This is a genomic window from Xanthomonas sp. 3498, assembly GCF_014199795.1.
Taxonomy (GTDB): domain Bacteria; phylum Pseudomonadota; class Gammaproteobacteria; order Xanthomonadales; family Xanthomonadaceae; genus Xanthomonas_A; species Xanthomonas_A rydalmerensis.
The window spans coordinates 206,509-219,313 of record NZ_JACHOH010000006.1 but is presented as its reverse complement, the minus strand read 5'-3'; the positions used below and the strand labels follow the sequence as shown (position 1 = coordinate 219,313).

Below are 12,805 nucleotides of genomic sequence, written 5' to 3'. Positions count from 1 at the left end.
AGCGCGCGGGCGCGCGCCCTCAGCCGTGGTAGTGGGCGATGGTGTCCTCGATGCCCTTGCTCAGCTCCATCACCTTCTGCGCGTACTCGGCCAGGCGATGGTCTTCCGGCGTGTCCGGATGCCAGGCCGGCACCGCGGTCGGGCGGCCTTCGACGCCGTCCAGGGCCACGAACACGATGATGCAATGGGTGCACAGGCGCGGTTCGCCGCCCATCGGGTCGCGGGCGCGCACTTCGATGGCGAAATGCATGCTGCTGGTGCCGGTGTGGACCAGCTTGGCGCTGACCGTGACCATGTCGCTGATGCGGATCGGCGAGACGAAGCGAATGCCGCCCACCGCCACGGTCACGCTGTAGTGGCCGCTCCAGCCCACCGCGGCGGCGTAGCCGACCTGGTCGATCCACTTCATCACCACGCCGCCGTGGACCTTGCCGCCGTAGTTGACGTCGATCGGCTCGGCCAGGAAGCGGAAGGTCAGTTCGCGTTGGGTGCCGCTCATCGGGAGTCCATGCAGGGGAAGGAGGCGGCAGTCTGCCATGCGCCGACGCCGCCAATCGCAACGGCGCCGCAATGGCCTGCCGCCACGGCCGCACTGGGGCGGCCGGCGGCGTCGGCTACGCCGCGGTCAGCGCCAGGTTGTCGCGCTTGCGGATGCACAGCCACGGGAAATGCGGCTGGCGCCAGCGCAACGCGCGCAGGCAGCGCGCGGACAGGCGGCGTGGGTCGAACAGCCGGCGCAGCACGATGCCGTCCAGCGCCGCGTCGGTGTGCTGGTGGTATTGCTGCGCCAGCTCGGCGCAACCCAGGTCGCTGAAGTAACGCAGGCTGCGCGCGGCGCTGGCCCGGGCCTGGTCGGCGTCGGCGTAGAACGGGCTGTCGAGGATGTGCAGTTCGCCATCGTGCTGCAGCAGCTCCAGCAGACGCGCGATCAGCGCACGCGGATCGGCGAAGTACTGGAGGCAGGCCGGCACCACCACCACATCGAACCGCTGCGCCGGCAGCGGCAGGCGCAGGATATCGCCGGCGACGAAGCTCAACCGCGGCGCGTCGGCGAACACCCGCGCCGCCTGCGCCAGTTCGGTGCGGTTGACGTCCACGCCGCAGACCTCGCGCTGCAGGCCGCTGGCCAGGCGATGCGACAGCCAACCGTTGCCGCAGCCCAGCTCCAGCAGCGGACCGTCGCCACCGCGCGCGCGCAGATGGCGCAACAGGCGCCGGCAGGATTCGGCGCGCACCCGCCATTCGTGGCTGGCGCCCAGCACACCGGGCGGCTGCGGCAGCGTGCGCACCTGCGCGTCGCTGTAGAGCCGGCCTTCGCGGCGGCGCACGTCCAGGTAGCGCTGCTCGAACGGGTCGTCCGGCAACGCGTCGTGCACCAGCACGCCCTCTTGGAGCGTCAGCCCGGGCAACCGCAACAACTGCGCGCGCAGGCTGTCGGCAGGCGTGCTCACGGGAGCATCAACGCACCTGGCCGGAACTATCGACCGGCGGATCTTCCAGGCCGACATTGCTCGGCGCCGCCTCGTACACGCTGCGGTCGAGCAGGCCGGTTTCCTTGGCCACCAGCACCGGCACCAGCATCTGCCCGGTCACGTTGGTCATGGTCCGCATCATGTCCAGCACGCGGTCGATGGCGTACAGGTAGCCGATCACCTCCAGCGGCAGGTTGGCCGCGCTCAGCACCACGGTGGCCATCACCACCGCGGTGCCGGGCACGCCGGCGGTGCCGAAACTGCCCAGCACCGAGGCGATCAACACCACGAAGTACTGATTGGCGGTCAGCGGCACGCCGGTGTATTGGGCGATGAACACCGCGCACAGCGCCGGGAAGATCGCGCCGCAGCCGTCCATCTTGATGCTGGCGCCCAGCGGCACCGCGAACGCGGCGTAGTCCTTGTTGACGCCGAGGTTGTGGGTGATCGAGCGCAGCGCCACCGGCATCGCGGCGAAGCTGGAGGAACTGACGAAGGCCACCTGCATGCCCGGCGCGGCACCGCGGAAGAACTTCCACGGGTTCAGCCCGTGCACCAGCAACAGGCCGCTGTACACCACCACGATGTGGATCGCGCAGGCCAGGTACAGCGCCAGCACGAAGTTGCCGAACGGCAGCAGCTTGCCGAAGCCGTAGCCGCCGACCAGCGCGGCGATCAGGCCAAAGGTGCCGAGCGGGGTCATTTCCAGCACGAAGCGGGTGACCTGGATCATGATCTCGCTCATCTGCGTGGTGAGCTTGCGCGCCTCGGCCACGCGCTCGCCGAGCTTGACCATGGCAAAGCCCAGCAGCGCGGCGAAGAAGATCACCGGCAGGATCGAACCGCGCCCGGCCGCCAGCACGGTCTCGCCGGCGGCATTGGTCTTGGTGCCGATGCCGGTGAGCGCATAGAACGGATTGGACGGCACCACGTCCAGCAGCACCTGCACCGGGCTGGGCACGTCGCGTGGGGTCCAGCCGCTGTCCACGCGCAGGCCCAGGTGGCCGGCGCCCGGCTGCAGCACGGTGCCCACGGCCAGGCCGACGCCGACCGCCAGCGCCGCGGTGACCACGAACCACAGGAACGTGCGCCCGCCCAGCTTGGCCACCGACTGTTGCCCGTGCAGCGACGAGATCGCGTTGATGACCGCGAAGAACACCAGCGGCACCGCGATCATCTTGATCAGGGTGACGTACAGGTCGCCCAGCGGCTTGAACCAGGTTTCCGCGGTCGGCCCCAGCGCCCAGCCGGCCAGCGCGCCCAGCACGAAGCCGGCGACCACGCGCTGCCAGAACGGAATGCGTAACCAGGCCGTCACCAGTTTCATCGACGCTGTCCAGAAATCTCGGGGGTTTCGCACGATAGCGCACCCCGGCGGCAACGACGACGCCATGGCTGGAAAGGCACGGTGTCATGGGCGTGCCTTGTCGTAGCCGGCATAATGCGGGGGACTTCGTTGTTCAGGACCCGTTCCGCATATGCGCCTTCCCGTTTCCGCGCTCGCCGCCGCCTCCACCCTGCTGCTGGCCGCCTGCGCCAGCACGCCGCACGCGCCGGCCGCCAGCGCCAACGTCGCGCCGATCGTCGTTCCCGCCGTGGCCCACCCGGCCGGCGAGACCCCGGCCTGGTGGTACCGCAGCGGCGCCGCCAAGGCCGCCAACAACGGCGCGATGCGCGGCAAGGCCAAGAACGTCATCCTGTTCCTGGGCGACGGCATGAGCCTGACCACGGTCGCCGCCGCACGCATCCTCGACGGCCAGCGCAAGGGCGCCTCCGGCGAGGAGAACCAGCTGTCTTGGGAGGCGTTCCCGGCCACCGCGCTGAGCAAGACCTACAACACCGATTCGCAGACGCCGGACTCGGCCGGCACCATGACCTCGATCACCACCGGAGTGAAGACGCACATGGGCGCGATCGGCGTGTCCGCCGGCAAGCGCGACGCCTGCGCCGACAGCCTCGGCAAGCAGTTGCTGAGCTGGCTGGAGCTGGCCGACAGCGCCGGCATGGGCACCGGCATCGTCACCACCACCCGGCTGACCCACGCCACCCCGGCCGCGACCTATGCGCACGTGCCGGAGCGCAACTGGGAGAGCGATGCCGACCTGCCGGAGAAGGCGGTGGCCGAGGGCTGCCGCGACATCGCCCAGCAGATGGTCGGCGCACGCTTCGGGCGCGGCCCGCAGGTGATGCTGGCCGGCGGCCGCGGCCAGTTCACCACCGTCGAGCAGCGCGACCCCGAGTACGACGACAAGGTGGGCCTGCGCCTGGACGGCCGCGACCTGGTCGGCGAATGGCGCCAGCGCCACCCGCAGGGCGCCTACGTGTGGACCCGCGGGCAACTGGAAGCGGCGCAGAACGCACCGGCGCTGCTGGGCCTGTTCGAGCCGGACCACATGCAGTTCGATCACGACCGCGACCGCAGCGCCAAGGGCGACCCGAGCCTGGCCGAGATGACCCGCGCCGCGATCCGCACCCTGTCGCAGGACAAGAACGGCTACGTGCTGATGGTCGAAGGCGGACGCATCGACCACGCGCACCACGCCGGCAACGCCTACCGCGCGCTGGACGAGACCATCGCCCTGTCGCAGGCGGTGCAGGCCGCGGCGGACGCGACCTCGGCCGAGGACACGCTGATCATCGTCACCGCCGACCACTCGCACACGCTGAACTTCGTCGGCTACCCGCAGCGCGGCAACCCGATCCTCGGCAAGGTGCGCGGCACCAGCGGCGAGGACGCCAACACCGGCGACCTGGCGCTGGACGGCAACGGCCAGCCCTATGCCACGCTCAGCTACGCCAACGGTCCCGGCTACACCGGCGCCAGCAACCAGCAGCCGGCGGGGGTCAAGACCTTCCCGCATGCGCCGAGCAACTTCGAGCCGGCCAACGGCCGTCCGGACCTGACCCACGTCGACACCGAAAGCCCGGACTTCATGCAGGAAGCGCTGGTGCCGACCAAGGCCGAGACCCATGGCGGCGACGACGTCGGCATTTGGGCGCGCGGCCCCGGCAGCAACGCCTTCCGCGGCAGCCTGGAAGAGAACGTGATCTACCACGTGATCGTGCAGGCCACGCCGACGCTGCGTGCGCGGCTGTGCCAGGCCGGTACCTGCAACGGCGACGGCGTGCCGGTGGAGCTGCCCAAGCCGGCGGCGTTCATGACCAGCGCCGCGACCGCGCAATGAGGCGGCTTCGGCCGCACGGCGGCCGCCTGCGCGCGGCCGTTGCACTATTCGCTGCGCTGGCCGCGCTCGGTACCGTGCCAGCGATCGCGGCGCAACCGGCCGCCGACGCCTGCCGGCTGGGCGACCCGAACACCGATCGGCCGGTGGTGCCGGGCTGCCGGCTCGGTGCCGACGAACGCCTGGTCCTGACGCCGCAGGCGCTGCGGCGCCTGCACTTCGATCGCGACGGCCTGGCGCTGCTGAGCGTCGGCGCACGGTTCTACTACGTGCGCGCCGATGGCCGCAGCCTGCCGGTGATCACCTGGGACAACGGCGCGGATGGTTTCACTGAAGGCCTGACCCGCGGCATCGTGCACGGCCGCATCGGCTTCTACGATCGGCAACTGCGCGAGGTGATCGCGCCGGTCCACGACTTCGCTTGGCCGTTCGAGCACGGCGTCTCCGAGGTCTGCGACGGCTGCAGCGCGGGTACGCCCGATGGCGACGGGCACACGCCGATGCAGGGCGGCCGCTGGTACTCCATCGATCGCCACAACCGCGAAGTGCCGGCGCCGAAGCGCTGAGCAGATGACCGTATGCGGCATGGCGGCGTTGCTACGGAGAACGCCGCCAAGGCCGGTCTTCTGCAACGCATTTCTTGCTGCAACGCCCGCGATGTCGGGGGAAGCGCATCGTCCGCGAGGTGAGAATCCCCGTGTCGGGACTGAAGTCCCTCCCACAGGGGGGCTAACCAACGTTTGCGCCGCCTAAGGCGCCGTAGCGCGCTGGCCGCAGGCCGGGCTTGGCGTGCCGGCGGCCGACACCGAACAGGCGCCCTGCTGAGCAGGCCATCGGAATAGTCCCAAGTGCCGAGAACTGCTCTTGTGGGAGGGACTTCAGTCCCGACGCATTGAACTGAAAGGTGTCGGAACTGCAGTCCTCCCACAACGCTGTTCGGACTCAAAGACGTCGCCATGCCACGCTTCGCGCTGACGTGCGCTTGCGTCTACAGTGACGCGATGCCGCCGCATGCCTCTCCGTCCCCGTTGTCCGCACTCGCCGTCGCACTGCCCGATCCGGCGCCGGCGCCGCTGTTGCTCGGCCTCAGCGGCGGTCTGGATTCGACCGTGTTGCTGCACCTGCTGGCGCAGCAGGCGTCGTACCGTCGCGCCGGCCTGCGTGCGCTGCACGTGCACCACGGCCTGCATCCCGACGCCGACGTCTGGGCCGCGCAGTGCGCGCAGCTGTGCGCGGCGCTGGCGGTGCCGCTGCAGGTGGTGCGGGTCCAGGTACCGCGCGACAGCGGCAATGGCCTTGAAGCAGCGGCGCGGCAGGCGCGGCGCCACGCCTTTGCGCAGGCGCTGCAGCCCGGCGAATGGCTTGCGCTGGCCCAACACCGTGACGACCAGGCCGAGACCTTCCTGCTGCGTGCGTTGCGCGCATCCGGCCCGGATGGCCTGGCGGCGATGCAGGCGCTGTCCGACTTCGCCGGCAGCCGCCTGTGGCGGCCGCTGCTGGCGCAACCACGCAGCGTGCTGCACGCCTATGCACAGCAGCACGGCCTGCAGTGGATCGACGACCCCAGCAATGCCGATCCCGGCTTCGATCGCAATTTCCTGCGCCTACAGGTGCTGCCGCTGCTGCGCCAGCGCTGGCCGCATGCCGACGCCGCCCTCGCCCGCAGCGCGCAACTGTGCGCCGACGCCGGCGCACTGCTGGACGCGGACGACCGCACGGCGCTCGACGCGCTGCAGGACGCCCCAGGCGCCCCGCTTCCGCTCGCCCCGCTCCGCGGCCTGCCCGCCGCGCGGCGCGCGCGCGTGCTGCGACGCTGGGTCGCGCAGGCCGGGCTGCCGCCATTGCCGGCGGCCGGCCTGGCCGCGATCGAACGCGATCTACTGAACGCGCGTGCCGATGCCGCGGCGCAGTTCGCATGGCATGGCGCCTGCGTGCGCAGTTGGCGCGACAGGCTCCATGCCGAGCGCGACCTCGCGCCATGGCCTGCGGACTGGCAGGCGCAGTGGGACGGCCGCGCACCGCTGACGCTGCCCGATGGCCGCCGCCTGCACCTGCTCGCCGAGACCACACTGGTCTTCGACACGCCGCTGCTGGTGCGCGCACGCCGCGGCGGCGAACGCCTGCGCCTGCCCGGGCGGACGCAGTCGCAGGCCCTGAAGCACCTGCTGCAGACGCAGGCGCTGCCGCCCTGGCAGCGCGCACGGCTGCCGCTGCTGTTCGACGCCACGCAGCTACTGGCCGCCGGTCCGGTCCTGCTGGCCGCGCCATTGCACAGCTGGCTGCAGGCGCACGCCGCACGCCTGGCGCTGGATCCGCTGCCAGCGCCGGCACGCGCGTCGCATTGACCCTGCTGCCGCCGCCGCGCACACTTTCGCCATGCCCAAGAAGTCCCAAGACGATACCTCCCCGGTCGCCCGCTTCGAGCAATCGCTCGAGGAGCTGGAAGTACTGGTGGAGAAGATGGAAGCCGGCGACCTGAGCCTGGAACAGTCGCTGAGCGCCTACGAGCGCGGCGTGGGCCTGTACCGGCAATGCCAGCAGGCGCTGGAGCAGGCCGAACTGCGCGTGCGCCTGCTCAGCGATCCCGAGCAGCCCGACAGCGCCGAACCCTTCGATCCCGTACCGCCCCATGGCGGCTGACGCGGCGTTCGCGCACTGGCGCGAACGGGTGGAAGCCGGCCTGCAGGCGCAGTTGCCGGCGGCGACGCTGGCGCCGCAACGCCTGCACGCGGCGATGCGCCACGCCACCCTGGGCGGCGGCAAGCGCATGCGCCCGCTGCTGGTCTACGCCAGCGGCGCGCTGTTCGGCGCCGACGATGCGCAGCTGGATGCACCGGCGCTGGCGGTGGAACTGATCCATGCGTATTCGCTGGTCCACGACGACCTGCCGGCGATGGACGACGACGCCCTGCGCCGCGGCCAGCCGACCGTGCACATCGCCTTCGACGAAGCCACCGCGATCCTCGCCGGCGACGCGCTGCAGAGCCTGGCGTTCGCGCTGCTGGCCAATGCCGAGGCGGCGGCGACGCTGCGCGTGCAGTGGCTGCAGACCCTGGCCGAAGCCGCCGGCGCGGCCGGCATGTGCGGCGGCCAGGCATTGGACATCGACGCCACCGGCCGCGTACAGGCGCTGCCCGACCTGCAACGCATGCATGCGCTCAAGACCGGTGCGCTGATCCGCGCCAGCGTGCGTCTGGGCGCGCTCGGCGGCGGCGCCGACGCCGACGCGCTCGCGCAGCTGGACACCTTCGCCACCGCGCTGGGCCTGGCCTTCCAGGTGCGCGACGACATCCTCGACGTGGAAGCCAGCTCCGAACAGCTCGGCAAGACCGCCGGCAAGGACGCGGCGCAGGCCAAATCCACCTACCCTGCCCTGCTGGGCATGGACGGCGCCAAGGCCAAGCTGGCCGAACTGGCGCAGGCGATGCAGGACAGCCTGCACGGCTACGGCACCGCCGCCGATGCGCTGGCGGCGCTGGCACGGCTCGCGGTCGATCGCGCGCACTGATCGCAGCGCTCAACGCATGCGATTGCCGCGACCCGGCCGCATGCGTCGTTGCCGCGCAGGCGATGCGCCGCATCCGCGAAACCAGGGATTGATGATGCCGCTGGCAGCATGCAGCCCTTGATGACCAGAAGCGCTGTCGTAGGAGCGGCTTCAGCCGCGACACACGTCATCGGTAGCGCCTGTCGCGGCTGAAGCCGCTCCTACAGGGGCTTGAGGTGAGGTGTCTGGGGGCAATGTGGGAGGGACTTCAGTCCCGACTGCTTTCACTGTCCGATCGTCCGCTACTCCGGTCGTCGCGGATGCATGACAGTTGACTCCCACACCAGGCAACCAGGCGCATCTCACGCCATGGCAACCCGCGTTGTCGCAAAAATCCCGAAGCCGCTCGCACCGCTGCAGATCGCGCTGATGCCAGCGGCAGCGAAAGGAAATCCCCGAAATCCTCATCACCTTCCGCAAACGTCGCCGCCAGCGCAATCTTCACGCACTGCACGTGCAGCGCGCAGCGCGCAGCGCGAGCGTCATTGCCGCATGGCCAATCGCAGCGCCGCCCTCGATCGAGCGCATACGACTGCAGCGATGCCGCTGCAGCGCGCCAGTCACGCGCCGTGATGTGCGATCGCAGTGCCCATACTGAGACCTGGCGCGCGCTTCGCTGGACGAAATCGGAGACAAACGCACCGGCGCCGCGCACACGCGCATCACCGGGCTAGTTTGCTTCGGCCCCTGTCCATGGGGCGCCCACTTTCGACGGAGAGAGACTGCATGAAACACGCATCCCGGATCTCGGCAGCGATCGGCTTCAGCCTGGTCGGCATCATCTCGGCGGCTACCGCGCAATCGCAACTCACGCGCGCACCTGCGTCACTGCAGGTCGAACTGACGCCGGTCGCCGACGCCGACGGCCAGCAGCGCGGCCAGATGGCGGTGACCGTCCGCAACACCGGCGAGCAGGTCGCGCGCGTGCCCAAGTGGGAACTGCCGCTGGGCGATCTCGACAACGCGCTGTTCCAGGTCCAGCGCGACGGCAAGCCGGTCGATTACGTCGGACGCCTGGTCAAGCGCGCCGCGCCGCGCGCCGAGGACATGGTGGTGCTGCAGCCGGGCGAAGTGAAGCAGGCGCAGATCGACTTGAGCCGCGCCTACGACCTGACCCGCAGCGGCAACTACAGCATCCGCCTCGACGCACCGCTGCAGGGCGCCGCGTTCGCCGATGGCGCGCGCATGTTGCGCGCCGACGGCGCGCCGCAGACCTTGTCCAGCGCGCCGCTGACGGTGTGGCTGGACGGCGGCCGCGGCCATGCGGTGCGCAACGATCTGCTGGTCGGCCCGCAGGCGGTGGTCAACGGCGTCAACTACGCCTCGTGCAGCACCAGCCAGATCAGCACCATCGGCAGCGCGGTGAACGCAGCGCGCACCTACTCGCAGAACGCCAAGACCTACCTCAACGGCGGCAGCACCGGCGCGCGCTACACCACCTGGTTCGGCGCCTACAACGCCAGCCGCTACAGCACGGCCACCTCCAACTTCGTCAACATCGATTCGGCGATCGACCAGAACAACGGGCAGATCACCATCAACTGCGGCTGCAGCGACAGCTCCTACGCCTACGTGTATCCGAATCAGCCGTACCAGATCTACGTCTGCAATGCGTTCTGGAGCGCGCCGCTGACCGGCACCGACTCCAAGGCCGGCACCCTGATCCACGAAATGAGCCACTTCAGCGTGGTCGCTGGCACCCAGGACACCGCGTACGGGCAGAGCGCGGCCAAGAGCCTGGCCCAGAGCGATCCGGCGCGCGCGGTGAAGAACGCCGACAGCCACGAGTACTTCGCCGAGAACAATCCGTCGCAGAACTGAGTCCGGCACGCCGGTGATGTCCCGGGCGCCGACCTGCCGTCGGCGCCCGGTTCGCGTGCGGCATGCCGCTCGCTTGTTTGCTAGGCCACCAATCCCTCCAACCTGGACAGCCCCGCACTGCCGGGAAACACCTGGGTTTCCAGCGCGCGCTCGGACACGCCCAGATGCGCGCCGAGCACATGCCGGAACAGGCTGCGCAGGTCGCTGGTGGCGCGCAGGTCGCGGCCCTCGTTCAAGGCACGCGGCGACAGGCCGGGCCAGTCCCCGGCAATGCGCCCGCCGCGCACTGCGCCGCCGGCCAGGAAGGCCACGCCGCCGGTGCCATGGTCGGTGCCGCCGGTGCCGTTCACCGCCGCGGTACGGCCGAACTCGGTCACCACCGCGACCACGCTGCGCGACCAGCAGGCCTGCGCACCATCGTGGAACGCGCGCAGCCCCGCATCCAGTTCGCCCAGCTTGCGCTGCAGCACCGCGGCCTGGTTGCCGTGGGTATCCCAGCCGGCATCCTCGACGAACCCGATCCGCGGCCCGTCGGGCTTGGCCATGAAGCTGGCCGCCGCGCTCATCGCCTGCGGCAGTTGCCCGCCCTTGACGCTGTCAACCTGCATGCCCTGCTCGCGCAACGCGCGCGCGAAGCCGCCGGCCAGTTGCGGATCGGCGGCGTACAGCGGCTGCAGGCGCTGCAGCAGGATCGGGTTGACCGCGCTCGGCAGCGGCGGCGACCAGCTGTTCACCGCGCCCGGGCCGCGCATGATCAGCGGCGTCACCGCGCTCACCGACACCGCCTCGGCGCCATGCAGGGCCAGCGCGCAGCGGTTGAGCCAGCCGCTGGAGGCGCCGCTGGGCCGCGCGGTGCCGTTCTCCAGGCAATCCTGCGCCTCGAAGTGCGAGCGCTGGCGGTACGGCGGCGCCACCGCCACCACCGGCAACCATTGCTTGCGCGCATACAGTTCGTGCGCGAACGCCAGCGCCGGATGCAACGCGAAGCCGCCATCCAGGGCCAGGGTCTGCGGCGGCGCCAGCGCGCCGCGCAGGCGCGCGTAGTCGGGGTCGGCGGTCGGCACCAGCGCGTGCAGTCCATCCAGCGCACCGCGCAGCAGCACCACCAGCAGGCGTGTGTCGGCACCCGGCGCAGCCAGGCCGCTGCTGGACCACAGGCTCAACACGGTGGCCGCACCGCTGGCGGCGAGGAAACGGCGGCGAGTCAGTTGCATCGGAGGTTCTCCCATTGCGGATCGGACCGCGCGCCGCTCAGACGCGCCATTGGAAGGCCGGACTGGCCAACAGCACCGCCACGCCTTCGCGCGGCGACTCGGCGCGGCGCACCGCGGTCAGCGTGTCCGCATCCGGCCCGTCGCCGAACGCGGACGCGGCCAGCGCCAGCGGATCGCCCGGTGCCAGCCCGGCCAGCGCCTCGGCGGCCTGCACGCGCTTCCACAGCGCGTCGGCGCCGTTCCATTCCGCCGCCACGTCGGCGTAGCCGGCCGGCGAGCGCGGAGTGAACGGCGGCTGCCCCATCCGCGCCAGCAGGGTCAGCACCGTCTTCTGCGACTGCGGCGCCGCCGGCCAGTCGCCGCCGGCGCGCAGCGCCGACACCACGAAATCCTGCGGCGGCTTGAACTTGCGCGCCTGCGCGTCCCACGCCTCCGGGCTGTCGATCAGGGCGCGATAGACGTGGCGCAGGTCGCCGTCGCTGCGCAACCAGGCGTCGGTCATGCGCTGCACCAGCGCCGGCGGCGGATCGTCGCGGACGAAATGGCGGGCCAGCTTCAGAGAGACGTGCTGTGCCGTGGCCGGGTGCCGCGCCAGCGCCGCCAGGATCGCCTCGCCCTGCGCCATGCCGTCCTCGGCATAGCGCCGGCCCAGCACCAGCCGGCTGCCGGCGGCGTGTGCCGGCGCGCGGAACACGAAGGCACGGTCGGGCGTGCCCTGCTCGAAATCGCGCGGCGCCGGCACGCCCCAGCCGGTGATCGCGCGCGCCAGTTCGGTGACGTCGGCCTGGGTGTAGCCGCCATCCACGCCCAACGTGTGCAGTTCCAGGATTTCGCGCGCCAGGTTCTCGTTGAGCCCCAGGCGGCGCGCAGGGCGCTCGGGATCCATGCGCATGGCCCGGCGCTGCGCGCGTTGCGCCAGCAGCGAGTCGGGGCCGACCGAGTTGGCGTTGTCCAGGTAGCGCAGCATCGCCGGGTGCCGCTCCACCGCCAGCAGCAGATCGGCGAAGCGGCCCATGCAGTGCGGGCGGATCGCCTCGCGCTCCATCGGCGCCGCGTACAGCGCGGCCGCGCGCTTGTCGACCGAGACCGCGAAATGATTGGACCAGAACTGCACCAGGCGCTCGGCGAACCCGGCCGGGCTGGCGACCGCGACTCGGTAGCGCGCCGCCAGCTCCTGCGCCTGTGCCTGCCGGTACAGCCCGCGCACGGCCTGCTGCGCCTGCTGGGCGGCCTGCTGCGGATCGCCGGCTGCCTGCCGCCGCGCCTGGCGGCGTTCGCGCTGGTAATCGGCCTCGCGACGCAGGTAGGCAAGGCTGTCGGGCAGGCCCTGCAACTCCGGCGCCAGCGGCGGCGACTGCAGTTGCGCGGCCAGCCAGGCGCGCGGCTCGCCCATGGCGGCCAGGTCGCCAGGACGGGCGCCCAGGCCGAAACGGTTGGCGGCGCTCAAGCTCTCGCGGCGGATCATGCGGCGCTCCGATGGTGGCGACAGCCTTGCAAACGCGCCGGTCGGGCCGCGGTTGACCGGCAAATGCCGGCGTCGCGCTTGGCCGTCATGCGGTCCCCCGCCGG

Annotated in this window: 11 protein-coding genes; 6 read left to right on the top strand and 5 right to left on the bottom strand. The window is 71.2% G+C overall.

Features of this window, described 5'->3' with window-relative positions; genetic code table 11:
• Positions 1 to 19: 19 nt before the first annotated feature.
• The 3 genes from GGR66_RS16925 to GGR66_RS16915 all read right to left on the bottom strand — a co-directional run bounded on the left by GGR66_RS16925 (position 20) and on the right by GGR66_RS16915 (position 2,799).
• On the bottom strand, positions 20 to 499 hold the full coding sequence (locus GGR66_RS16925; protein WP_010341292.1) for an acyl-CoA thioesterase: 480 nt from the start codon (positions 497 to 499) through the stop codon (positions 20 to 22).
• A gap of 115 nt (positions 500 to 614) precedes the next feature.
• Complete coding sequence (locus GGR66_RS16920; protein ID WP_184449259.1) at positions 615 to 1,451, bottom strand: class I SAM-dependent methyltransferase; 837 nt, start codon at positions 1,449 to 1,451, stop codon at positions 615 to 617.
• Between the two features lie 7 nt (positions 1,452 to 1,458).
• Entirely contained in the window at positions 1,459 to 2,799 is a 1,341-nt protein-coding gene (locus tag GGR66_RS16915; protein ID WP_184449257.1) for a dicarboxylate/amino acid:cation symporter, read from the bottom strand.
• A gap of 151 nt (positions 2,800 to 2,950) precedes the next feature.
• Between GGR66_RS16915 and GGR66_RS16910 the strand changes: the two genes are divergently transcribed.
• The 6 genes from GGR66_RS16910 to GGR66_RS16885 all read left to right on the top strand — a co-directional run bounded on the left by GGR66_RS16910 (position 2,951) and on the right by GGR66_RS16885 (position 10,022).
• Positions 2,951 to 4,657: an alkaline phosphatase gene (locus tag GGR66_RS16910; protein ID WP_184449255.1), complete on the top strand. Its 1,707-nt coding sequence runs from the start codon at positions 2,951 to 2,953 to the stop codon at positions 4,655 to 4,657.
• Positions 4,654 to 5,220 (top strand): WG repeat-containing protein, encoded by a 567-nt coding sequence (locus GGR66_RS16905; RefSeq protein ID WP_255421747.1) that lies wholly within the window; start codon positions 4,654 to 4,656, stop codon positions 5,218 to 5,220. Before GGR66_RS16910 ends, GGR66_RS16905 begins: the two co-directional genes overlap by 4 nt.
• A gap of 462 nt (positions 5,221 to 5,682) precedes the next feature.
• Positions 5,683 to 6,999: a tRNA lysidine(34) synthetase TilS gene (tilS, locus tag GGR66_RS16900; protein ID WP_255421746.1), complete on the top strand. Its 1,317-nt coding sequence runs from the start codon at positions 5,683 to 5,685 to the stop codon at positions 6,997 to 6,999.
• Between the two features lie 31 nt (positions 7,000 to 7,030).
• Positions 7,031 to 7,294 carry an exodeoxyribonuclease VII small subunit gene (locus tag GGR66_RS16895; RefSeq protein ID WP_160968322.1) on the top strand — a complete coding sequence of 88 codons (264 nt, stop codon included), beginning with the start codon at positions 7,031 to 7,033 and terminating at the stop codon, positions 7,292 to 7,294.
• The gene (locus GGR66_RS16890; protein WP_184449251.1) at positions 7,284 to 8,162 is read left to right on the top strand and encodes a polyprenyl synthetase family protein; all 879 of its coding nucleotides are present in this window, start codon (positions 7,284 to 7,286) and stop codon (positions 8,160 to 8,162) included. The genes GGR66_RS16895 and GGR66_RS16890 overlap by 11 nt, the downstream gene beginning before the upstream one ends.
• Positions 8,163 to 8,927: 765 nt before the next feature.
• Positions 8,928 to 10,022, top strand: a complete 1,095-nt coding sequence (locus tag GGR66_RS16885; protein WP_184449249.1) for a M35 family metallo-endopeptidase — start codon at positions 8,928 to 8,930, stop codon at positions 10,020 to 10,022.
• Between the two features lie 80 nt (positions 10,023 to 10,102).
• Here the strand turns inward: GGR66_RS16885 and GGR66_RS16880 are convergent, their stop codons facing one another.
• A complete protein-coding gene (locus tag GGR66_RS16880) occupies positions 10,103 to 11,236 on the bottom strand; it encodes a DUF1501 domain-containing protein (protein WP_184449247.1) in 1,134 nt (377 codons plus the stop codon).
• A gap of 37 nt (positions 11,237 to 11,273) precedes the next feature.
• The gene (locus GGR66_RS16875; RefSeq protein ID WP_184449245.1) at positions 11,274 to 12,701 is read right to left on the bottom strand and encodes a DUF1800 domain-containing protein; all 1,428 of its coding nucleotides are present in this window, start codon (positions 12,699 to 12,701) and stop codon (positions 11,274 to 11,276) included.
• Positions 12,702 to 12,805: the final 104 nt, after the last annotated feature.

Coding starts and splice junctions, on each gene's coding strand:
- GGR66_RS16925 (WP_010341292.1), bottom strand. CDS start 499: ATGAGCGGCACCCAACGCGAACTGACCTTCCGCTTCCTGGCCGAGCCG.
- GGR66_RS16915 (WP_184449257.1), bottom strand. CDS start 2,799: ATGAAACTGGTGACGGCCTGGTTACGCATTCCGTTCTGGCAGCGCGTG.
- GGR66_RS16910 (WP_184449255.1), top strand. CDS start 2,951: ATGCGCCTTCCCGTTTCCGCGCTCGCCGCCGCCTCCACCCTGCTGCTG.
- GGR66_RS16905 (WP_255421747.1), top strand. CDS start 4,654: ATGAGGCGGCTTCGGCCGCACGGCGGCCGCCTGCGCGCGGCCGTTGCA.
- GGR66_RS16895 (WP_160968322.1), top strand. CDS start 7,031: ATGCCCAAGAAGTCCCAAGACGATACCTCCCCGGTCGCCCGCTTCGAG.
- GGR66_RS16890 (WP_184449251.1), top strand. CDS start 7,284: ATGGCGGCTGACGCGGCGTTCGCGCACTGGCGCGAACGGGTGGAAGCC.
- GGR66_RS16885 (WP_184449249.1), top strand. CDS start 8,928: ATGAAACACGCATCCCGGATCTCGGCAGCGATCGGCTTCAGCCTGGTC.
- GGR66_RS16880 (WP_184449247.1), bottom strand. CDS start 11,236: ATGCAACTGACTCGCCGCCGTTTCCTCGCCGCCAGCGGTGCGGCCACC.
- GGR66_RS16875 (WP_184449245.1), bottom strand. CDS start 12,701: ATGATCCGCCGCGAGAGCTTGAGCGCCGCCAACCGTTTCGGCCTGGGC.